Here is a 20,444-nt window from a genome sequence, read left to right as displayed (position 1 = left end):
CTGCACGGTAAAAAGGAGCCACAGCCTAAACCATGGCAAGAGAAGTTGACAGGAAATAGTCTAAAACAGAACCAAAAACAGATTTAACCAAAATAAAATATCGAAATTTCAGATTGTTACTCTGTTTGTTTTTAATTAACAGATTTTTATAAAGAGTCAATCCTGCCACCCCACTCCCCGGCCAGCCCGGCCGGGGAGTGGCAGAGATGACCAAGCCTCCCTACACCAGGCCGCGCACCAGAATGCCGCCAATGAGCAGGGGAGCCAGCCAGCGCCAGCAGCCCATCAGCAGGGCCCGCCAGTGGGGAGGCAGCCCTTCGGGCAGCGCCTGGCGGCCGAGCCGCCAGCCCAGCAGCAGCGTCAGGGCCAGCCCGAACAGGGGCATCATCAGGTTGGAGGTGATGAAGTCCAGCAACTCGAAGATGTTCTTGCCAAACAGGGTCAGGGTGGCCCAGGGACCGAACGACAGGCTCACCGGGATGCCACCCGCCATCACCAGGGCAATGACCAGGTTGCACGCCGCGCGGCGGGACCAGCCCAGGCTCTCGCACAGGAAACACTGCAAATGCTCCAGCAGGGAGATGGAGGAGGAGAGCGCCGCCACCACCAGCAGAGAGAAGAACACCACCGCCAGCCCCTGGCCGAAGGGCAGTTGCTGGAACACCGCTGGCATGGTCATGAAGGTGAGGCCCGGGCCCGAGGCCGGGTCAATACCGGTCGCCGCCAGTACCGGGAAGATCATCAGGCCCGCTAGCACGGCGATGACGCTCGCCAGCAGCACCACCCAGAGGCTGGAGCGACCGACCCCTTCGCTGGAAGGCAGGTAGGCGCCATAGGTGGTGTGGATGCCAAGGCCGATGGAGAGGGAGAAAAAGGCCAGCCCCATGGCGTCCAGCACACCCGACATGCCGAGCTTGCTGAAATCGGGCATCAGGAAGTGGCGCACCCCGGCCATGGCGCCCGGCAGGGTGAGGCCGAAGGCCACCAGCAGCAGGATCATGATGAAGAGGGCCGGCATCATCCAGCGCAGGGTGCGCTCCACCCCTTGTTGCACACCGCCCCGCACGAACCACCAGGTCAAGCCGGCAAACAGCAGGTGGGTCAGCACCGGCCAGAGCGGATCACCGACGTAGTCGTTGAAACGGGCGGTCAGTGCCGCGCCGTCCCCCTGTTGCAGCTCCCCCGCCAGGGCCATGCCCGTGTACCCCAGGGTCCAGCCGCCCACCACGCTGTAGAAACAGAAGATGAGCAGGCTGCACAGCAAGCCCATGGCACCGACCCAGCGCCAGCGCCTGCCCATCAGTTCGCCAAAGGCGCCCACCACCCCGCGCCGGGTCAGGCTGCCGATCAGGGTCTCCCCCATCAGCACCGCCACCCCCAGGGTGAAGCTGAACAGCAGAAAGACCAGCAGGAAGGCGCCGCCACCGTTGGCGGCGGTGACATAGGGGAACTTCCAGATGGCGCCGAGACCGACCGCGGAACCTGCGGCGGCCAGGATGTAACCGAGCCGGGATGACCATTGGGACTGCTTCATAAGAACTCCACGGGAAGGGCCTGCCAGCGAGGCCCGAAATGGCGCTCAGAGTACGCCCGCGGGCGCGCAATCACTCGGCGTATATCCGATATAAAACTCAGTTTTTAGCATCATTAATCAATAAAATTCGGATAACCAACCAATCGTGCCACAAAATAAAAACCGGAGCGGGAATGCTCCGGTTTGTTGTCTGCCCGGGTCTGGCGGGATTAGATGACCCCCAGCTCCCGCAACCGCTCCATCAGATAGCTGTGGGCGGTGTGACGCTCCGAGAGCACCACGTCCGGACGGGGGTGCAGGAAGAGCGGCAAGGAGATACGGGACTTGGCGGCACTGCCCCCGGTCGGGTTGATGACCCTGTGGGTGGTGGAGGGGTAGTAGCCGCGGGAGGCCTCCTGCAGCATGTCACCGATGTTGATGATGAGGGTGCCGAAATCGCAGGGCACGTCCATCCACTCCCCGTCTGAACCTTTCACCTGCAGGCCCGGCTCGTTGGCGGCGGGCAGAATGGTCAGCAGGTTGATGTCTTCATGGGCGGCGGCGCGGATGGCACCCGGCTCCTCCGTGCCGTCGAAGGGCGGGTAGTGCAGCACCCGCAGCAGGGTCTTGTGACTCTCTTCGATCATGGAGGAGAGCGGGCAGCTGTAGTGGGCAGCGATGTCGCCCGGGGTGTGTTGCTCCACCCAGCCCAGCAGCTCGGCGGCCAGATCGTTGGCGAGGCGGTAGTACTCCATCGCCTGCTCTTTCAGCTCTGCCGGCATCTGGCCCCAGGGATAGATGTGGAAGTACTCCTTGATGTCCTTCTGGCTGTGGCCCTTGGCCACCTCGGACACCGAGGGCGGGAAATAGCCGTCCTGGGTCTCGCGATTGAACAGGAAATCCTGCTTCTGTTCGCTCATGAAGAAGCGATACCAGTTGTCATAGATGGACTGCACCAGCTCCTTCGGGATGGGGTGGTGAGTCAGCACCCCGAAGCCGGTGGTGCGCAGGGATTCGGTGAAGCGCTCGGCCGCATCGGGGGAGCGATAATCGACGGTCAGGACTTTCATTGTTTTTATGTTACATGCCAGTTAAAAGTAGGCGCAGTTTACCCTGCCTCCCCCGGCAAGAAAAGGCTGCCGGAAGCCTGTCTACAACGGCTTGAAAATACTGATAAAAACATCATGATACGGCCCCCTCGCCCGGTGCTTGTCCCGGACGGGCCTCCTCTTCTAGAATGCCCCACCCCCTTTGCTGTCGGAGCCCCCTCATGTCCCCCAAGATCCTGTTGTTGACCCTTCCCTTCCTGCTCGCCGGGTGCAGTTCCCTCTCGGAGGAGGAGTGCCGTGCCATGAGCTGGTACAACCAGGGCTATCAGGACGGGGAGCAGGGCAAGACCCGGAGCGCCACCCGCGACTATCAGAAGACCTGCGGGGAGTACGGCCTCAAGGTGGATGAGGCGGAGTGGCAGCGCGGCTACGCCAAGGGGCTGGAGCTCTATTGCATCCCCGAGCTTGCCTACAGCAAGGGACGGGAGGGGAGCGAATACCTGGGGGTCTGCCCCAACGACACCAGCTTCCTCACCCAGTTCGAGCGCGGCCGCAAGGAGTACCTGCTGGAGCAGCGCCTCGGCGAATTGCAGCAGGAGCTGGAGCGCACCGAGCGGAGCATCCACCAGCTGGATCAGCAGATCCGGGGAGAGAGCGACAGCCGCCAGCGCGACTACTACCGTGCCCAGCGCGAGCGCGCCATCCGTCACTACGAAGGGGTGTACCGGGACTACAACCGGCTGCGCTTCCCGGATCGGGTGATCCAGTTCTCCTTCGGGAGCTGACAAAAAGGGGCCGACATGGCCCCTTTCTGTTTATGCCGCAGACTGCTTTTCCCCTCAGGCGGGCAGGACCCAGCGCTGCAACGCCAGGGCGATGCCATCCTCGTTGTGATCCGCGGTGACCCGGTCTGCATGGGCCTGGATCTGGGGCGCCGCATTGCCCATGGCCACCGCCAGCCCCACCTGCTCGAACATGCTGATGTCGTTGTTGTTGTCGCCAAAGGCCACCAGGTTCTCCATGGCAATCCCCTCGCTCGCCGCCCACTGGGCAAGCCGGTTGCCCTTGCTGCAACCGGGCTGCACCAGCTCCACCGCATAGGGGGCCGCCCAGTCACGGGTGAAGGGCAGTCTCTCCACCACCTCCCCGACGAAACGGTGCAATCGGCCGGGATCCTGGTTGAACAACTCCAGCTTCCAGATGGGGGACTGCAACCAGGACTCGATATCCTCGGCGGGCAGCAGGGAGACCTTGAGGTGATCCGGCTGGGTTGCCGACCAGCGCCGCATCCGGCCCACGTGCTCCTCGCAGCCCAGGTAGCCGATGCCGTCCCCCAGGTGGAACAGCGCCCCCATCTGCTGGGCCTGCACCTCCTCCAGCAGGGTGGTGAGAGGCGCCACGGCCAGGGGATCCCCGGCGAGGATCCTCTCCTGCACCGGATCATAGAGGTAGGCGCCGTTGCTGCAGATGATGGGGGTGTCGAGGGCCAGCTCGTGGTGGAAGGGACGGGCCGTCATGAAGTGGCGACCCGTCACCAGCAGCACCTTGATGTCGTGGGCCCGGGCCTGGGCCAGGGCCGCCCGGGTAGCGGACGAGATCTTGTGATCCCGGTTCAGCAGGGTACCGTCCATGTCCAATGCAATGGCCTGATAACGACTCATATCACCTCCAAGAATGTCGAGACGGGTGCGGCGCCATCCCTCCCGTTTCCAGTGCCATGACGACACATCTCACCGCCGGGAATGCGGACTGGGCATGGCAAGGCCCATGATGGGAGACGCGCTCGCCGGGGGGCGGGAACAGCGGAGCAAAGAGCCATACCGTCCCAGACTCGGCGCCGCGATGCAAGTCCGGCCCGCCATCCCGTCGCCGAACTGTGATCCCCGCGCCCTTCGTCAGCCCGCCTCGGCGCACCCGGCCACGGCGTTTCGCCTGTCCGCCCGTCTGCGCAATCCGTAGAAGCCGAGGGCACAGATCACGCCGCAGAGGCCGGCCAGGTAGAAGGGCCACTCGGTCCCCGCCAGCAGCACCAGGCTGCCCAGCACCACCGCCAGGATCTCGCTGCCCACCGCCAGACCGCGGTAGAGCCCCATCGCCTGCCCCTGCTGGCTGGCATGGCTGCGGTTGGAGACCGCCACCGAGGTGGCCAGCTCCCCCAGGCTCATGCCGATGCCCGCCGGGATGAAGGTGAGCGCGAGCCCCCACCACTGGGTCGGCAGGATGAACATCAGCATGCCCGCCGCCATCACCAGGTGGCCGACGATGCCAAGGGAGCTGCCGCGCCAGTGCCGTGCCAACTGCTCACCGATCCAGGAGCCCAGCATCATGGGCACACTCACCAGCACGGCGGCCTGGGCCAGTTGCACCGGATCCCATGCCAGCCGCTCCACCAGCCAGACATTGAAGTAGGTGAAGTAGAGCTGCACCGCCCCGTAGCTTGCCAGGGTCAAGGCAAAGTAGGGCAGGAGACGAGGTTGCAGCAGCAGTTGGCGGGTCGAGAGGGGAGCCTCATCCCGGGTCGCCGGCACCGGGGGACGATTGGGCAGCAGCCAGAGCACCAGCAGCAGGTTGATCACCGTCATCCCCACCGCCAGCCAGGCCGCCAGGCTGTAATCCCCCGAGACCACGGCCGCATAGCCCCCGATCATGGGGCCCACCACCCAGCCCAGGTTCATGCCGATGTTGATGCGTGCGAAGTTGCGTGCCTTGGTCCTGGCCGTGCTCATGTCCGCCGCCATCGCCTGCACGATGGCGATGTCGCCGTTGAAGAAGCCCTCCACCACCCGGCTCAGCAGCAAGAGCGGCAGGGAACGCCAGGCGATGCCGAGGGCCATCAGCACATACCCCGCCAGCACCCCCACCAGACAGAGGGTCAGCACCGGCTTGCGCCCATGGCGATCGGAGAGGCGGCCAAGCAAGGGGGCCCCCAGCAGTTGAAACAACGGATAGAGCCCCATGATGACGCCAAGCCACACCTTGCGGCTCCAGTCCGACGCCTGTGGCGTCAGCATGCCCTGGGCCGGATCCAGCAGCAGCGGTGCCAGGACGGGGGAAGGCAGGCTGAATCCCGCCACCGCCAGCGTCACCGTCATCACCAATACCCAGAGGGTCGCCTGTCCCTTGATCCCTTCCATCTTCGCCTCATTAAATAAAGTTATCGGTTTATTTATATTGTGAGGGGTCGTCCATTAAGTAAAGCATATTGTTGATTTAAATCTCCCTGCTACCCATAATGACCTCATCCAGGCGGTCACCGCACCGATACCCACCACCGGAGCCTCCATGAACGCCAGTACCGACAAGATCCTCTATCTGCTGAAAACCCGCGGCCCCCAGAGCGCCGCCGAACTCGGCGACCAGTTGCAGATGACGTCCATGGGGGCGCGCCAGCACCTGATGGCCCTGGAGTCCGAGGGCTGGGTGGGGTTTAGTGACGAGGCCCGCGGCCGTGGTCGCCCGGTGCGCCTGTGGCACCTCACCGACCAGGCCTGGCAACGCTTCCCCGACACCCATGGCGATCTGACCCTGCAGCTGATCGACGACATCCGGCAGGTGTTTGGCGACGCGGGCATGGAGCAGCTCATCGCGCGGCAGGAGCAGCAGATGCAGGCACGCTATGAATCCAGGCTGACCCAGCCGGCGCTGGCAGACAGGCTGATGACGCTCAAGGCGCTGCGCACCCAGGAGGGGTATATGGCGGACATGTCGCAGGAGGAGGACGGCAGCTGGCTGTGGTGGGAGAGTCACTGCCCCATCTGCAGTGCAGCCAGGGCCTGTCGGGGCTTTTGCCGCAGCGAGCTGGCGCTGTTTCGCCGGTTGCTGGCGCCGGCCGAGGTGGAGCGGGAGCAGTACCTGCTGGAGGGGGACAGCCGCTGTCTCTATCGCATCCGGCCGCCCCGCCCCTGAGCGGGCGGAACGCAAAAACAACAAAGCAGGCGCCGGGATGCCTGCTTTGTTGCCTTCGGGGAGGGGGTGCTCTCGTTCCAGCCCGTTGTTTCCCGATAAGGTCGAACGGCTGATGGGGCTCTTGACCCGGTAAGGTCCTTCACCACAGGTGCCTGGTCGGGCGCCTGTCTTGCCACCGGAAGATGTAACCATGGTACTCCCCGCGATGCGGTGAGTGGTTGTGAAGTAGCAGGTATTTTCAGTTGTTTTTGCAATAGTTCACCCTTAATCTAGGAAAAGTGGATTAGTAATTGCGAAGAGGTACGGAGAATGCTGAAACTTGATCGTATAGACAGGCATATTCTGGAGCTGATGCAGGAAAATGGCCGCATCAGCAACCTGGAGCTGGCCGAGCTGGTCGGGCTCTCTCCCTCCCCCTGCTCGCGCCGGGTCAAGGCGCTGGAGGATGCCGGTCTCATCGATACCCATGTCACTCTGCTCAATGCCCGCCAACTGGGGCTGACCCTCACCGCCTACATTCACATTTCCATGGACAGGCACACTCCGGAGCGGTTCGAGAACTTCGATCGCGCCGTCAAGGATCTGCCCGAGGTGCTGGAGTGCGACCTCATCACCGGCAACGATGCGGATTACCAGCTCAAGGTGGTGGTGCGGGACATGGAGCACTACCAGCACTTCCTGCTGGACAAGCTGACCCACATCTCCGGCGTGACCGGGGTGCGTTCGAGCTTCGTGCTGCGCCGCATCAAGCACAAGACCGCCCTGCCCCTCAACCACCTGGGCTGACCCCCGCATCCGGGGAGCACCAAAAGCAAGAGGAGGCCAGGGCCTCCTCTTCTTGTCTCAGCTATCAAGGGCATTCGCGGTCAACACCACCCCGCGGGCGCCCTCGCGCCGCCAGGTGGTGGACGCCTCGTCATGCCTCGACCTGGCTGACGTCCTGCACCTGCAGCAACCAGCCGCTCTGCTCCTGCAGGGGTTCGCCACGCAGTCGCAGCCGCTCACCGGTCGACACCCACTGCCCTTTGGGCAGAGATATTTCCAGGCTCTCACTGCCGTTGTCGAACACCCATCGATCGGCGCCCAACGACTCCATCAAGTACCCTTCCATCTCCACTCTGGACTCGGCCTGCCAGGAGGGGGAGGCGGTATCACGGCTCTCGATGAAATCCCCCTGAACACCAAAGCTGGCCAGCCCCCACAGAATGGAGAGCCCGACGATGGATGATTGCATCTCTCTCTCCTGTTGGTTTGCTACCTTGAGGGCCAGTATGGAAAGAGAAAAATGAGTGCACCATGAACAAGGTGCCAAAGTGCTGGCAAGATCGCGAAAAAAACCGGCCCCATGGCCGGTCATGTCATTTTATGTCGTACAGGTCACACTACTTGGCCGCTTCTTCTGCCATCCGTGCAGCCCTTGGTTTATTTGCCCACATGGCCACCCCGCGGTGATCCGCACAGATCCCCTCGTCGGTGACCGCCCGCACCCGCACCCCGTCCTTGCAGATGGCCTGCCAGGCATCGGCATCGTCGATCTGCAACTCGGAACGGGGATAGGAGGTATCGGCGCAAGCGCACAGCAGGATGGCAAACAGAGGAAGCAGGGATTGCATGGGTTTCATCGGGTCACTCCTGACGGGAAAAGGGATCAGCGCCCCAGCTGCGCCGCCACGCGATCGCAAAGCTGCTTGAGCTGGGCCAACTCAGCATCGGCCAGATCCACCTGATTGCGCAAGCTGTCCGCCAGACAGCACTCCCTGACCTCCTGCTGCAACTGGCGTCCCGCCTCGGTCAGACTGATGCACTTTTGCCGCTCATCCTCGTGGGAGACGGTTCGGGTCAGCCACCCCTTGCTCTCCAGCCGCTTGACGATGGGGGTCAGGGTGCCCGCATCCAGTCCGGTCTCCTGCCCTATCTCCTTGAGGCTGACCTCGTCCCGGGCCCAGAGCGAGAGCATCACCAGGTACTGGGTATAGGTGAGATCCAGCTTGTCCAGCAGCGGCCGATAGGCACGCATCACCGCATTGGAGGCGCTGTAGAGGGCAAAACAGACCTGCTTTTTCAATTCGCTCATGGAGGACCTCGCTGACGACAAGGGGGCAGTATACCCCATCAACTTCGGGGCTGAATAGTTTGCACACAAAACAGTTGCCAGCCCCCCGCGTTCAGGACTACCCTGATTTTAGTTTGCACACAAACAAAAATACCAGGCCGCCGCCCGACGCGCGGCCCCACTGCCGGAGAATGCCCATGAATGCCATCAGCCATCAAATCCAACTGCTGCGTCGCCCTACCGGTCTCCCCACTCTGGAGGACTTCGCCCTCCGGGATGTGCCCCTGCCCGCCCTGCAGGAGGGAGAGGTGCAGGTCGCCAACCAGTGGCTGTCGGTGGACCCCTACATGCGCGGCCGCATGAGCGAGGCAAAAAGCTACGTTCCTCCCTTCCCCCTCAACGGTCCCCTCGACGGCGGCGCCATCGGCACGGTACAGGCATCGCGCCATCCCGATTTCAAGGTGGGGGACAAGGTGAGCAGCATGCTGGGCTGGCGGGATGCCTTCGTGGCAAACGCCGCCCAGCTCACCCGCCTGCCCGACACCACCCTGCCGCCCCAGCGCTTCCTCGGCGCCCTCGGCATGCCGGGCATGACCGCCTGGGCGGGCCTGCACAAGGTGGCACACCTGAAGGCCGGTGAAACCCTGCTGGTCTCGGCGGCCTCCGGGGCGGTCGGCACCATGGCGGTCCAGCTCGCCAAGCAGGCGGGGGCCAGGGTCATCGGCTCCACCGGCTCGGCCGACAAGGTCGCCTACCTCAAGACCCTGGGGGCCGATGCGGTGATCAACTACCGGGAGACCCCGGATCTCGACGCCGAGCTGGCCCGCCTCGCCCCCGAAGGCATCCACGTCTACTTCGAAAACGTGGGGGGCGCCATGCTGGATGCCGCCCTCAACCACCTGGTGGTGCACGGGCGCATCGTGCTGTGCGGCCTCATCGAGCAGTACAACAGCAACGGCCAGGCCAGCGGCCCGCGCAACCTCTCCCAGGTGATCCGCAAGCGCATCCTGATGCAGGGGTTGCTGGTCTCCGATCACTGGCAGCACTACGGGGCGTTCCTGGCCGAGGCCATGCCGGCCTTCGAGGCGGGCACCCTCCAGGCCGAGGAGACCGTCAGCGAGGGGTTGGCCAGCATGTCGCAAGCCTTTATCGGACTGTTCCAGGGCCGCAATACCGGCAAGATGCTGGTCAGACTGCCCTGATCCGGGGGCATTTCCCATCTATTTAACAGATAGAATGTCGCCAGACCCATCCATTTAAGCGATGGAAAATCGGCATCCGATCGCCCTTGAACAGGCGGCTTGCGCAACGGGCCCATCCCCCCTAAGGTGGGCCCGTTTTCCCTGGCGCACCCCGCCGTCTCAGCAAGGAGCCTCCCCTATGTCTACCCCCTATCCCCGCGTCGGTGTCGGCGTCATTCTCACCAATGGCCAGGGCCAGGTACTGCTTGGCAAGCGCAAGGGCAGCCATGCCCCCTACTGGTCCATCGCCGGCGGTCATCTGGAATTGGGGGAGACCTTCGAGTCGGCAGCCATCCGGGAGGTGGCGGAGGAGACCGGCTTCGTCATCCACCAGCCTCGCGTCATCGCCGTCACCAACAACCTGGAGACCTGGCGCGAGAGCGGCCTGCACTACATCTCGGTCACCTTGCTGGCAGAGGTGGACGGGGAGCCGCAACTGCTGGAGCCGGAAAAATGCGAGGGCTGGAGCTGGTGCGACCCGCACACTCTGCCCGAGCCTCACTTCGATGCCAGTCGCCAGTCCATCGCCTGCTGGCTGGCGGGACAATGCTACCTGCCCCAGGCACAACCGGCCCCCTGACCCTCACCGGCAGGCTGCCGCGCGTCACCCCGGTACCTCTCGTCAGCTGGCGGAGGCGACCAGCCCCCCGCCAGCCCCTGTTGATGGCAGGCAGCGCGGGAGGGCGTACCGTCACCAAACTGTCACTTTTTTGTCATATTATCCGGGCCAGGATGATGACGAGGAGGGGAAGATGGGACAGGTATTCATGCAGTTCTTGTGGCTGGGGTGCATCAGTTTTGGCGGGCCGGCCGCCCATATCGGCTATTTTCAGCGCACCTTTGTCCAGCGGCTGGGCTGGCTGAGCCAGGCGGAGTTCGCCCAGTTGCTGGCCCTGTGCCAACTGCTGCCGGGTCCGGCCTCCAGCCAGCTCGGCTTTGCCATCGGCCGCCACCGCGCCGGCATCGGCGGCGCCCTGGCCGCCTTCGTCGGCTTTACCCTCCCCTCCTTCCTGCTGTTGCTGGCGGCCGCCGTCGGTCTGGGTCAGCTTGCGGGCAACCTCTGGCTGGACGCCGCCCTGCACGGCCTCAAGCTGCTGGCGCTCGTCGTGGTGGCGGATGCCGTGCTCACCATGAGCCGCCAGTTCTGCAAGACGGCGCTGCAACAGGGGGTCATGGTGGCCACCGCCGCCGCCCTCTGGTGCGCCCCCGGTCTTCTGACCCAGGTCGCCATGCTGCTCGGCGCGGCCCTGCTCTGTGCCTTGCGCGAGCCGCACCCGGGGAGTCAGGGCCTCGCATCCACTCCTGCTCGCCAGCCTCACTGGCCGACCCTGCTGCTGTTCGCCCTGCTGTTCGTCGGCCTGCCCCTGGTGGCGAGCGGCCCCGTCAGCCAGTTGCTGGCCGACTTTTACCGGGCAGGCAGCCTGGTGTTTGGCGGTGGTCACGTGGTGCTGCCCCTGTTGCAGGAGAGCCTGGGTCACCACCTGAGCGAGCAGCAGTTCCTGACCGGCTACGGCCTGGCCCAGCTGGTACCCGGCCCCATGTTCACCCTGGCCACCTACCTGGGCGCCGTGCTGCTGCCCGCCACTCCCCTCACCGGGGCGCTGCTGGCGACCCTGGCGCTCTTCCTGCCGGGTTTCTTGCTGCTCTGGGCGCTGGGCCCCTGCTGGCAGCACTGGCTGGCCCGCCCCCTTCTGGCGGGGGCCGTGGCCGGCATCAACGCCGCCGTGGTGGGGCTGCTGCTGGCGGCCCTCTATCAGCCGGTGTGGCAGAGCGCCGTGCTCTCCCCCACCGATCTGGCGCTGGCCGCCGTCGGCTTCTACCTGCTGCGGGTGCCACGGCTCCCCGTTCTGCCCCTCGCCGCCCTGCTGACGGGGGCGGCCCTGCTGCTGGCCTGACGAACCCGCGACAAGTCAGGCAGCGCCCGCCGGGCTGGCGGTCATGGCTCTTCTCCCCGAGGGGAGGCAAAGAGAGCAAGATCCGTCAGGACAGCTCGGGCCCGTTGGCCGATAGTGAGCAGCACAGAGGAGAGACCATGGATCACAACCAGACAGAGGCCTACCGCCGACGCTTTCAAACGGTGACCGAGCACATCGAGCGCCATCTCGATGACGACCTGTCGCTGGAGCGGCTCAGCGCCGTGGCGCACTTCTCGCCCTTTCACTTTCATCGGCAATTTGCCGCTTACTGCGGCGTGCCGCTGGGGCGTTACATCCAGCTGCTGCGGCTGAAGCGGGCCTCTTACCGGTTGGCATTCGCTCCTCTGGACAAGGTGACTGATATCGCCCTCGATGCCGGCTTCCAGCATGGCGAATCTTTCAGTCGCGCCTTCAAGCAGACGTTCGGCCTGACGCCCAGCCAGTTCAGGCAGCACCCGGACTGGGCCAGCTGGCATCGCTGCCTGCCACGGCCCCCCACAAAGAGGATTGACCCCATGCGAGTCGACATCATTCAGTTCCCGCAGACCGCCGTCGCCGCCCTGACCCATCAGGGCCTGCCCGAGCGCATCAACGACACAGCGGCTCGCTTCATCCAGTGGCGCAAGGCCACGGGCGGCTCCCCGGTCGCCACCAGCCGGACCTATGGCCTGGCGCCGGACGACCCCGCCACGACGGAGGGTGCGGCGTTTCGCTTTACCCTCTGTGGCAGCGTCGAGGCCCCCGTCGCCGAGGACAATGAGTGGGGTGTGAAGAATGCCCTCATCCCGGCCGGGCGCTGCGCCGTGGTGCGCCACCGCGGCTCCCACGACCTCCTGGCCGACTGTGCCCGGGCGCTCTACCGCGACTGGCTGCCCGCCAGCGGCGAAGAGCTGCGGGATTTTCCGCTCTTCTTCCACTACCACAACTTTGTACACGAGGTGCCCACCCATGAGCTGGTCACCGACATCTACCTGCCGCTGGCATAGCCCGGCACCTGACAGGGGGAGATAAAAAAGCGGCGCCTCCGAAGGGAGGCGCCGCTGGTCGTGTCGGGGATCAGGCGTCGGGCTCGAAATCCAGGCTCAGGCTGTTGACGCAGTAGCGCTGGCCGGTCTCGGTCGGCCCGTCGGGGAAGACGTGGCCAAGGTGGGAGCCGCACTGGCTGCAGGTGATCTCCACCCGCTTCATGCCGTGGCTGTTGTCCTCGGTGTAGGTCACCGTCCCCTCGATGGCCCGGTCGAACGAGGGCCAGCCGCAGCCCGCGTCGAACTTGGCTCCTGAGTGGAACAGCACCTGCTTGCAGCAGACGCAGTGGTAATCGCCGCTCTTGCGGTTGTGCAGCAGGGCACCGCTGTAGGGACGCTCGGTCCCTTTCTCCCAGCAGACGTGGAACTGCTCTGCACTCAGCTTGTCGCGCCACTGTTCAGGGTTGTTACTGCTCATTCCGGCTCCTCACCACTGATAACGGTGCCCAGCATACCCAGTCAGGGCGCCTGGCTCTACCCCGCCAGCGGGAACTGTGATCCCGTTGGCAACACGGCGACAACATCCGCTGCCACCACCCCTTCACTCGCCAGCACCGCCGCCGGCAGGGCGACCCGCTCCAGCAGTTTGAGGGAGTGGGCACGCCCCACCGCCACCTGCCGCTTGATGTCGTCCGGCAGGAAGGGCAGGCCGTCGTTGGTGGCGGTGTCGATGGTCTGGATCCACTCCATGCCCTCCCCCGGCGGCGGCAGGCGGAACTGGATGTCATAGTCGCTGGCGTTGAACAGCACGTACCAGCGCTCCCCGGTGCAGCCGATCATGCCGATGTCCATGGCAAACGCCTGCCCCATGGGGGCGTGCCAGTCCTGATCGGTGAGCTGATGGCCGTCCGGGTGATACCAGTTCACCTGGTGACAGCTGGTCGCCTTGCCGTTCCAGCCGTCGTCGCTCAGTTGCAGGTTGGAGAAGACCCCGGACTCCGCCCGCAGCGCCATCATCTGGCGGGTGAAGGCGAGCAACCGCTCGTCCTCCGGGCGCAGTTGCCAGTTCACCCAGCTTATCTGGTTGTCCTGACAGTAGGCGTTGTTGTTGCCAAGCTGGCTGCGGCCCATCTCGTCCCCGGCCAGAAAGTGGGGCGTCCCCTGTGACAGCAGCAGGGTGGCGATGAGGTTGCGCTTCTGCTGCTGGCGCAGGTTGTTGATGCGCGGGTCCAGGGTCGGCCCCTCCACCCCGTGGTTGCTGGAGAGGTTGTTGCCGTGGCCGTCCCGGTTGTCCTCGCCGTTGGCCTGGTTGTGGCGCTGGTTGTAGGAGACCAGATCCTCGAGGGTGAAGCCGTCGTGATAGCAGAGGTAGTTGACGCTGGTGTGGGGGGAGCGCCAGTTCTTCGGGAAGAGATCCCGCGAGCCCACCAGACGGGTGGCAAAATCCCCCATCTTGCCCGCATCCCCGCGCCAGAAGGCGCGCACCGTGTCGCGGTAACGATCGTTGATCTCCAGCCATTGGCTCGGAAACTGGCCGAGACGATAGCCGAAGGGGCCGATGTCCCAGGGTTCGGCGATGAGCCTGACCCGCGCCAGCACGGGATCCGCCATCATGGCCTTGAAGAAGGCGCTCATGGGATCGAACTCCCCCGCTTCCCGCGCCAGGGTGACCGCCAGATCGAAGCGGAAACCGTCCACCTGCATCTCGGTGACCCAGTAGCGCAGGGCATCGAGCACCAGTCGCAGGGTATTGGGGTGATCCAGATTGACGCTGTTGCCGCAGCCGGTGACGTTGGCGTGGCGATGGTAATCCGGACCGTGGGCCCCCGACTCGAAGGCGTAGTAGCCCGCGTTGTCAAACCCCTTGAGGGAGAGCATGGGGCCGTCGAAGCCCGACTCCGCGGTGTGGTTGTAGACCACGTCCAGGATCACCTCGAGCCCCGCCCGGTGCAGCTCGCGCACCATGGTCTTGAACTCGGTCACCGCATCCTTCGCCCCGTAGCGCGGTTCGGGCGCGAAGAAGGCGATGGGGTTGTAGCCCCAGTAGTTGGTGAGCCCCAGCTGCTCGAGCCTGGGCTCGGACATGAAGGCCGCCACCGGCATCAGCTGGACCGAGGTCACCCCCAGCCCCTGCAGATGCTCGATCATCAGCGGGTGGCTGATGCCCAGATAGGTGCCCTGCAACGCCTTGGGGATGCCGGGGTGCTGGCGGGTGAACCCCTTGACGTGGGTTTCGTAGAGCACGACCCGCTCCGGCGGGATGCCGGGCTTGCCGACCCCCTGCCAGTCGAAGGCATCGTCCACCACCACCGACTTGCCCACCATGGCCGCGCTATCCCCCTCGTAGAGGGCATCGTCCCAGTGGGTGGCACGGCTGAGCGCACGGGCATAGGGGTCTATCAGCAGCTTGTCCGGGTCGAACAGCAACCCCTCCTGGGGAGAGCCATGCACCCGGTAGCCATAGCGCTGACCGGCCTTGACCCCGCGCACGTGGCCGAACCAGTACTGGCCGCGCCGACCGGGCAAGGGGAGACGCGCCAGCTCTTGCTCCTCTTCGTCGAACAGGCAGAGCTCCACCTTGTCCGATTGGGGAGCCCAGACACAGAAGTGGCAGCCTGTCTCGTCCAGACGGGCGCCAAGCGGGTGATCTAGCCCGTTTTCCATTTCAAACATCAGGACTCCTGTTTGATGAACAAGGTCGCGAGCGGCGGCAAGTCCAGCACCAGGCTGTGTGCCATCCCCTGCCAGGGGGTCGCCTCGGCGACGAAGACCAGACCCACATCATAGTTGCTGCCCCAGTAATGCTCGCTGTCGGTGTTGAGCACCACCCGATAGCGACCGGCAGCCGGCACCCCGAGACGGTAACCGATGCGCGGCACCGGGGTGAAGTTGCAGGCCACCACCAGCGGATGGGCCCCCAGCTTGTCGGCCCGCAGCCAGGCGAAGATGCTGTTGTCCGCATCCTGGTGATCCAGCCAGCGGAAACCGGCCTGTTCATAATCCGCCTGATACAAGGCAGGTTCATGACGATAGAGGTGGTTGAGATCCCGGATCAGCCGCTGCTGGCCGCCGTGCCTGGGGTACTGCAACAGGTGCCAGGGCAGCTGGGCATCATGATTCCACTCGTTGCTCTGGGCGATCTCGGTGCCCATGAAATTGAGCTTCTTGCCGGGGTGGGCATACATGAAGCCCATGTAGGCGCGCAGGTTGGCGGCCTGCTGCCACTCGTCCCCCGGCATCTTGTAGAGCAGGGAGTGCTTGCCGTGGACCACCTCGTCGTGGGAGAGGGACAGAATGAAGTTCTCGTCATAGTGGTACACCATGGAGAAGGTCATGTCGTTGTGGTGGTAGCGACGGTGAATGGGCTCTTTTTGCATGTAGCTGAGGGTGTCGTGCATCCAGCCCATATTCCACTTGAAGCCAAACCCCAGGCCACCGAGGAAGGTGGGACGGGAGACCCCGGCAAAGGCGGTGGACTCCTCGGCGATGGTCATGGCGTGGGGGTACTTGCCGTACACCTCCTCGTTGGTCCACTTCAAGAGGCTGATCGCCTCGTAGTTGTGGTTGCCGCCATCGACGTTGGGCACCCACTCACCGGCGTTGCGGGAATAATCCAGATAGAGCATGGAGGCGACCGCATCCACCCGCAGGCCGTCGATGTGGAACTTGTCGAGCCAGAACAGGGCGCTGGCCACCAGGAACTGGCGCACGGTGTCGCGACCGAAGTCATAGATGTAGGAGTTCCAGTCCGGGTGCCAGCCACGGCGCGGATCTTCGTACTCGTAGAGCGGCGTGCCGTCGAAGCGGGCCAGGCCGTGGGCATCGGACGGGAAGTGGGCGGGCACCCAATCCAGAATCACGCCGATCCCCGCCTGGTGGCACTGATCCACGAAGTATTTGAAATCGTCGGCCGTGCCGTAGCGGCTGGTGGGGGAGAACATGCCCACCGGCTGGTAGCCCCAGGAGCCGCTGAACGGGTGCTCGGAGACCGGCAGCAGCTCGATGTGGGTGTACTCCATCTCCTTGATGTAGTTCACCAGCTCCACCGCCAGCTCGCGCCAGTTCAGGCTGTCGCCGTTGGGATGGCGCTTCCAGGAGCCGACGTGCAACTCGTAGATGGAAAGCGGCTGCTCCCGCTTGTCGTTGCGTTGGCTCTCGCGCCAGGCGGCATCCTGCCACTGGTACTGATCGTGGTCATAGACCACGGAGGCGAACGAGGGGTACTGCTCGCAGTAGAAACCCACCGGGTCGCTCTTGTGGGGCAGTCGGTTGCCCATGGGGTCTTTGAGCTCGAACTTGTAGCGATCCCCGGCCTTGAGCCCCGGCACGAACAGCACCCAGTGGCCACACTGGCTGCGCTGCATGGGGTGACGGCGGCCATCCCAGAAGTTGAAATCACCGATGAGGCTCACCGCGGTGGCGCTCGGCGCGTAGACGGCAAAGCGTACCCCTTCCACCTGCTGGCCGAGGTGCGTCACGGTGCGCAACTGGGCGCCGAGGGTGTGGTAGAGGTTTTCCGGTTGCCAGGTGAGTTCCGCCAGCCCTTCCCAGGCGGCAGCCTGGAACTGATAGGGATCGATGATGTCGGCACTGGCGTCGGCGTAGGTCGCGATGAGCTGGTAGGGGAAGGGATTCTTGCGGCGGGTGAAAACAGTTTCAAAGAGGCCCGCTTCGTCAGCGGCGGTCAGGGTGGCAACTATCTTGCCTGACTTGAGATCCCTGACCCGGACCTCGAGTGCATCGGGCAACCAGGCGGTGAGTTTCAGGCCTGGCCCATCCGGATTGGCCAGCAGGCCTAGATGGGAGAAGGGATCGGCACAGCGGGCGGCAACCAAACGTTCAACGGGCATCGACATTTCCTTTGATGGCTGAACATCCGCTTCGGCCGAAGCCGAAGCGGATGAAAGTGAGTTACATGTTGGCGTTCAAGGCTCAACGGCTGGCCTCGTCACGGGCCCGGCTCATCTTGCCCGCCAGATTCTTGAGCGCCTCGTCGGCGAAGATATCCTCCAGATCCCGGGAGAGCTTGCGACGCCAGTTGGGGTACTCGTAGCTGGTACCCGGCACGTTGACCGGCTTGTCCATCTCCAGCCAATCTTCGAGCTGAGTGCTGAACAGGGCACAGCTGCCGCGGGACATGTGCAGTTGCAGACCGTGGTTGAGCTCGGTATTCATGCCGACCCAGTTCACGTCTTGACTGATATTGCCAGAGATGACCCCATGAGCATGCAGGCTGTCAAGGATCCGCTGCTTGGCCTGGTGGCGATCAGCATACAGGGTCTTGAGTACGTCTTCATCCGGGTACAGGCCCAGTTCGCGTCCCAGCGCCAGATCGTCGCAGTGCCAGAAGCCTTTGAGGGTCGGCATGTCGTGGGTGGTCAGGGCGGACATCGCCTGCTCGGCGTAGTGCGCCGGGGAGATGAAGCCGCCATCGTCCTTGGAGCGCTCGAAGAAGAACACCTTGTAGGAGTGGACGCCGTTCTCTTTCAGGGTCACGTCGATCCCCTCCGGCACGGTCCCCAGATCCTCGCCGATCAGCAAGCACTGGTTGCGATGAGACTCGAGGGCCAGGATCCCCAGCAGATCGTTCACCGGATAATAGATGTAGGCCCCCTTGGCGGCCGACTCTCCGGGCGGCACCCACCACAGGCGCAGCAAGGCCATCACATGGTCGATGCGCAGGGCGCCGCAGGAGCGCATGTTGGCACGGAACAGATCCACCATGGGCTGGTAGGCGGCCTCGAACAGCTGGTTCGGGTTCATGGGGGGCAGGCCCCAGTTCTGGCCGAGGGGGCCGAGGATGTCGGGCGGTGCACCGACCGAGGCTTTCGGGCAGTAGAGATCCCGGTTTGCCCAGATCTCGGTGGAGCCTTCGGAGACGCCGACCGCCAGATCCCGGTAGATCCCCATCACCATGCCGGCGGCCTTGGCGCGGGCATCGGCCCGGGCCAGCTGCTCGTCAGCCAGGAACTGCAGATAGAGATAGAAGGCCACATCCTGCTGGTGCTCGGCCATCCAGGCCGCCACTTCGGGGTTGTGGTAATCGCGCAGCGCCTCGGGCCAGACCGGCCAGCCCCAGGCATTCTCGCCCTTGGCATAGAAGTGGGCCTGAAGGGCGTCAAACGCTGCCTGCTGTTGCAGGCTGTCACCGCCGGCAGCCACGAAGGCATCGAACGCAGCCTGACGCTCGGCGCTGAAGCTGGCCTGGTCGAACACCTGGCGCAGCATCCCGATCTTGGTCTGGATGACGCCGGTGTAATCCACATTGTCCTTGACCCGCAGGGAGGTGAGGTGCTGCTGGAAGGCCGGGCTCGCCACTTCCGCTTTCAGGCGATCGTTGTCCAGGAATTCGGGTACCGCTTCCACATCGATATAGGCGACGTTGAGCCAGCGACGGGAAGAGGGGCTGTAGGGGCTGGCACTCTCCGGGTTCGCCGGGTAGAGGGCGTGGATGGGGTTGAGACCGACGAAGTGGGCTCCCCAGGCGGCTGCATTCTCAACCAGCTGGCCGAGATCGCTGAAATCGCCGATGCCCCAGTTGTGGCGGCTGCGCAGGCAGTAGAGCTGGACGCTCGGGCCCCACACCTTGCGACCATTGGCGATGGGTGCCTGCTTGTAGCAGGACTTGGGGGCGACGATGAGACGCATGGTGGCCAGCGGCTCGTCATTGCCCTCTTCCAGCAGGATGAGCTGGTGATAACCCAGCGCAGGCTGCACATCCAGAGTGACGCGATAGGCCTGGCACTCCATCTCCTCGAACTCGGCCACCCCGACCAGCTCACCCTCGATGGGGGTGAGTTGACCGGACAGCACTGCACCCTGCTCCTGCTGGAGCTGCCAGGTGAGGGCATCGTTGACGAATTCGATGGGGAGGCGAACCTCAAGAGTAACGGCGTCGCCGCTGCGTACCACCATCACGGGATCCAGCGCGCGCAGCCAATGCTGGCGGTGCTCCTGCTCAAGCTGTTCGGACAGGGCGGCCTCGTCATCGACGCGGTAGCCCATGGCGCCCAGCATGGCGGCCTTGCTCTCTTCCGATACCAGGGCCGGCTGGCCCCAGGCATCAACATACTCACTGGCAATGCCTTTGGCGGCAGCCAGCTGTTCAATCAGGGTGGTCATAGTTTGAGAATTCCCGCTGTGGATTCTGTCTACGCTATTTTGTGATTAATTTTTATGGTTGGTACTTGAACATTGGCTCTTTGGCCATGCTAAACCGCGCACATTTTTACATATCTCCCCGGCTGGATGTGTGACCGGGCAGGCACTATTGTTGTTCTCTGCCACCGACTTTGCTGATGATGCATTCAACAAAAGTTGGTAGCCAGTTCAGGGCCGACGCATGATCATTCTTTGCGCTAGTTGATCAAGTATCGATCAGTTGAGCGGCGCCAAGTACGATTTTAATTGTACCTTGCGTTGCCAAGCTGTAAATAGTCGAGATCTTAACTAACTGTTTATTTTTATGGCCCAGAAGTCTTTGCTCGACTACCTTGAATCAATTCCAGACCCACGCAATCAGGCCAAGTGCTCGCATATCTTGTCAGAGGTTGTTTTCATGGCCATCTGCGCCATGATGTGCGGTTTTGATACTTGGAGCGAGATTACCTTGTTTGCTCAAGAGCGAGAGCCATGGTTCCGGCGCTGGTTGAGCTTGCCTGGCGGCATTCCATCACACGACACATTCAACCGCATTTTTGCCACTCTGCCTCCCGCCAGTCTGAAATCCATTTTTCAAGCGTGGATCGGCGACATCATGGGCGATGATAAGCTGGTTGGCCAACTAGCGGTTGATGGTAAA

Annotated in this window: 19 protein-coding genes; 8 read left to right on the top strand and 11 right to left on the bottom strand. The window is 63.7% G+C overall.

Features of this window, described 5'->3' with window-relative positions:
- Positions 1-220 precede the first annotated feature (220 nt).
- Positions 221-1,534, bottom strand: coding sequence for a sodium-dependent transporter (locus OKC30_RS09380; protein WP_160836574.1), 1,314 nt, complete (start codon positions 1,532-1,534; stop codon positions 221-223).
- Positions 1,535-1,743: 209 nt separating this feature from the next.
- Complete coding sequence (locus OKC30_RS09375; protein WP_134997171.1) at positions 1,744-2,583, bottom strand: isopenicillin N synthase family dioxygenase; 840 nt, start codon at positions 2,581-2,583, stop codon at positions 1,744-1,746.
- 200 nt (positions 2,584-2,783) lie between these two features.
- Here OKC30_RS09375 and OKC30_RS09370 point away from each other — a divergent pair, with 200 nt between their 5' ends.
- Positions 2,784-3,347: a DUF2799 domain-containing protein gene (locus OKC30_RS09370; protein WP_010672898.1), complete on the top strand. Its 564-nt coding sequence runs from the start codon at positions 2,784-2,786 to the stop codon at positions 3,345-3,347.
- Positions 3,348-3,401: 54 nt separating this feature from the next.
- Here OKC30_RS09370 and OKC30_RS09365 read toward each other — a convergent pair whose 3' ends face one another.
- Both OKC30_RS09365 and OKC30_RS09360 read right to left on the bottom strand, forming a co-directional pair.
- On the bottom strand, positions 3,402-4,223 hold the full coding sequence (locus tag OKC30_RS09365) for a Cof-type HAD-IIB family hydrolase (protein ID WP_109112599.1): 822 nt from the start codon (positions 4,221-4,223) through the stop codon (positions 3,402-3,404).
- 234 nt (positions 4,224-4,457) lie between these two features.
- Positions 4,458-5,696, bottom strand: a complete 1,239-nt coding sequence (locus OKC30_RS09360) for an MFS transporter (RefSeq protein ID WP_042864400.1) — start codon at positions 5,694-5,696, stop codon at positions 4,458-4,460.
- Between the two features lie 148 nt (positions 5,697-5,844).
- Here OKC30_RS09360 and OKC30_RS09355 point away from each other — a divergent pair, with 148 nt between their 5' ends.
- On the top strand, positions 5,845-6,468 hold the full coding sequence (locus OKC30_RS09355; protein WP_160836575.1) for a helix-turn-helix transcriptional regulator: 624 nt from the start codon (positions 5,845-5,847) through the stop codon (positions 6,466-6,468).
- 309 nt (positions 6,469-6,777) lie between these two features.
- On the top strand, positions 6,778-7,254 hold the full coding sequence (locus tag OKC30_RS09350; RefSeq protein ID WP_010672894.1) for an Lrp/AsnC family transcriptional regulator: 477 nt from the start codon (positions 6,778-6,780) through the stop codon (positions 7,252-7,254).
- Positions 7,255-7,384: 130 nt separating this feature from the next.
- Here OKC30_RS09350 and OKC30_RS09345 read toward each other — a convergent pair whose 3' ends face one another.
- The 3 genes from OKC30_RS09345 to OKC30_RS09335 all read right to left on the bottom strand — a co-directional run bounded on the left by OKC30_RS09345 (position 7,385) and on the right by OKC30_RS09335 (position 8,542).
- Positions 7,385-7,702, bottom strand: a complete 318-nt coding sequence (locus OKC30_RS09345; RefSeq protein ID WP_041211026.1) for a hypothetical protein — start codon at positions 7,700-7,702, stop codon at positions 7,385-7,387.
- A 148-nt stretch (positions 7,703-7,850) separates the two neighbouring features.
- Positions 7,851-8,081 (bottom strand): hypothetical protein, encoded by a 231-nt coding sequence (locus OKC30_RS09340; RefSeq protein ID WP_160836626.1) that lies wholly within the window; start codon positions 8,079-8,081, stop codon positions 7,851-7,853.
- A 35-nt stretch (positions 8,082-8,116) separates the two neighbouring features.
- The gene (locus OKC30_RS09335; RefSeq protein WP_029313694.1) at positions 8,117-8,542 is read right to left on the bottom strand and encodes a MarR family winged helix-turn-helix transcriptional regulator; all 426 of its coding nucleotides are present in this window, start codon (positions 8,540-8,542) and stop codon (positions 8,117-8,119) included.
- 176 nt (positions 8,543-8,718) lie between these two features.
- On the opposite strand from OKC30_RS09335, the gene OKC30_RS09330 reads away from it, so the two are divergent.
- From OKC30_RS09330 to OKC30_RS09315, 4 genes are all read left to right on the top strand, one after another.
- Positions 8,719-9,723 (top strand): NADP-dependent oxidoreductase, encoded by a 1,005-nt coding sequence (locus tag OKC30_RS09330; RefSeq protein WP_160836576.1) that lies wholly within the window; start codon positions 8,719-8,721, stop codon positions 9,721-9,723.
- A 178-nt stretch (positions 9,724-9,901) separates the two neighbouring features.
- Positions 9,902-10,342, top strand: coding sequence for a nucleotide triphosphate diphosphatase NUDT15 (locus tag OKC30_RS09325; RefSeq protein ID WP_104455281.1), 441 nt, complete (start codon positions 9,902-9,904; stop codon positions 10,340-10,342).
- A gap of 172 nt (positions 10,343-10,514) precedes the next feature.
- Positions 10,515-11,657, top strand: coding sequence for a chromate efflux transporter (gene chrA, locus OKC30_RS09320; RefSeq protein WP_160836577.1), 1,143 nt, complete (start codon positions 10,515-10,517; stop codon positions 11,655-11,657).
- A gap of 137 nt (positions 11,658-11,794) precedes the next feature.
- On the top strand, positions 11,795-12,664 hold the full coding sequence (locus OKC30_RS09315) for an AraC family transcriptional regulator (protein ID WP_160836578.1): 870 nt from the start codon (positions 11,795-11,797) through the stop codon (positions 12,662-12,664).
- 70 nt (positions 12,665-12,734) lie between these two features.
- Here the strand turns inward: OKC30_RS09315 and msrB are convergent, their stop codons facing one another.
- The 4 genes from msrB to malQ all read right to left on the bottom strand — a co-directional run bounded on the left by msrB (position 12,735) and on the right by malQ (position 19,765).
- Complete coding sequence (gene msrB / locus OKC30_RS09310) at positions 12,735-13,121, bottom strand: peptide-methionine (R)-S-oxide reductase MsrB (RefSeq protein ID WP_010672886.1); 387 nt, start codon at positions 13,119-13,121, stop codon at positions 12,735-12,737.
- Between the two features lie 56 nt (positions 13,122-13,177).
- The gene (gene glgX / locus OKC30_RS09305; RefSeq protein WP_160836580.1) at positions 13,178-15,316 is read right to left on the bottom strand and encodes a glycogen debranching protein GlgX; all 2,139 of its coding nucleotides are present in this window, start codon (positions 15,314-15,316) and stop codon (positions 13,178-13,180) included.
- A complete protein-coding gene (gene glgB, locus OKC30_RS09300; protein WP_160836582.1) occupies positions 15,316-17,493 on the bottom strand; it encodes a 1,4-alpha-glucan branching protein GlgB in 2,178 nt (725 codons plus the stop codon). The genes glgX and glgB overlap by 1 nt, the downstream gene beginning before the upstream one ends.
- An 82-nt stretch (positions 17,494-17,575) precedes the next feature.
- Complete coding sequence (gene malQ / locus OKC30_RS09295; RefSeq protein WP_270809596.1) at positions 17,576-19,765, bottom strand: 4-alpha-glucanotransferase; 2,190 nt, start codon at positions 19,763-19,765, stop codon at positions 17,576-17,578.
- 343 nt (positions 19,766-20,108) lie between these two features.
- Here malQ and OKC30_RS09290 point away from each other — a divergent pair.
- Positions 20,109-20,444: ISAs1 family transposase (locus OKC30_RS09290; protein ID WP_270809595.1), on the top strand; the 336-nt coding region annotated here is incomplete at its 3' end.

This window comes from Aeromonas sp. QDB18 (assembly GCF_027705325.1).
In the GTDB taxonomy this organism is placed as follows: Bacteria; Pseudomonadota; Gammaproteobacteria; order Enterobacterales; family Aeromonadaceae; genus Aeromonas; species Aeromonas caviae.
This window is presented reverse-complemented; position numbering and strand designations above follow the sequence as displayed.

What these genes read in the sequence shown, in the direction of transcription:
- OKC30_RS09355 (WP_160836575.1), top strand. Translation starts at nt 5,845, where the DNA reads ATGAACGCCAGTACCGACAAGATCCTCTATCTGCTGAAAACCCGCGGC.
- OKC30_RS09325 (WP_104455281.1), top strand. Translation starts at nt 9,902, where the DNA reads ATGTCTACCCCCTATCCCCGCGTCGGTGTCGGCGTCATTCTCACCAAT.
- OKC30_RS09315 (WP_160836578.1), top strand. Translation starts at nt 11,795, where the DNA reads ATGGATCACAACCAGACAGAGGCCTACCGCCGACGCTTTCAAACGGTG.
- OKC30_RS09370 (WP_010672898.1), top strand. Translation starts at nt 2,784, where the DNA reads ATGTCCCCCAAGATCCTGTTGTTGACCCTTCCCTTCCTGCTCGCCGGG.
- OKC30_RS09380 (WP_160836574.1), bottom strand. Translation starts at nt 1,534, where the DNA reads ATGAAGCAGTCCCAATGGTCATCCCGGCTCGGTTACATCCTGGCCGCC.
- chrA (WP_160836577.1), top strand. Translation starts at nt 10,515, where the DNA reads ATGGGACAGGTATTCATGCAGTTCTTGTGGCTGGGGTGCATCAGTTTT.
- malQ (WP_270809596.1), bottom strand. Translation starts at nt 19,765, where the DNA reads ATGACCACCCTGATTGAACAGCTGGCTGCCGCCAAAGGCATTGCCAGT.
- OKC30_RS09350 (WP_010672894.1), top strand. Translation starts at nt 6,778, where the DNA reads ATGCTGAAACTTGATCGTATAGACAGGCATATTCTGGAGCTGATGCAG.
- OKC30_RS09340 (WP_160836626.1), bottom strand. Translation starts at nt 8,081, where the DNA reads ATGCAATCCCTGCTTCCTCTGTTTGCCATCCTGCTGTGCGCTTGCGCC.
- msrB (WP_010672886.1), bottom strand. Translation starts at nt 13,121, where the DNA reads ATGAGCAGTAACAACCCTGAACAGTGGCGCGACAAGCTGAGTGCAGAG.
- OKC30_RS09335 (WP_029313694.1), bottom strand. Translation starts at nt 8,542, where the DNA reads ATGAGCGAATTGAAAAAGCAGGTCTGTTTTGCCCTCTACAGCGCCTCC.
- OKC30_RS09375 (WP_134997171.1), bottom strand. Translation starts at nt 2,583, where the DNA reads ATGAAAGTCCTGACCGTCGATTATCGCTCCCCCGATGCGGCCGAGCGC.
- OKC30_RS09330 (WP_160836576.1), top strand. Translation starts at nt 8,719, where the DNA reads ATGAATGCCATCAGCCATCAAATCCAACTGCTGCGTCGCCCTACCGGT.
- glgX (WP_160836580.1), bottom strand. Translation starts at nt 15,316, where the DNA reads ATGTTTGAAATGGAAAACGGGCTAGATCACCCGCTTGGCGCCCGTCTG.
- OKC30_RS09365 (WP_109112599.1), bottom strand. Translation starts at nt 4,223, where the DNA reads ATGAGTCGTTATCAGGCCATTGCATTGGACATGGACGGTACCCTGCTG.
- glgB (WP_160836582.1), bottom strand. Translation starts at nt 17,493, where the DNA reads ATGCCCGTTGAACGTTTGGTTGCCGCCCGCTGTGCCGATCCCTTCTCC.
- OKC30_RS09345 (WP_041211026.1), bottom strand. Translation starts at nt 7,702, where the DNA reads ATGCAATCATCCATCGTCGGGCTCTCCATTCTGTGGGGGCTGGCCAGC.
- OKC30_RS09360 (WP_042864400.1), bottom strand. Translation starts at nt 5,696, where the DNA reads ATGGAAGGGATCAAGGGACAGGCGACCCTCTGGGTATTGGTGATGACG.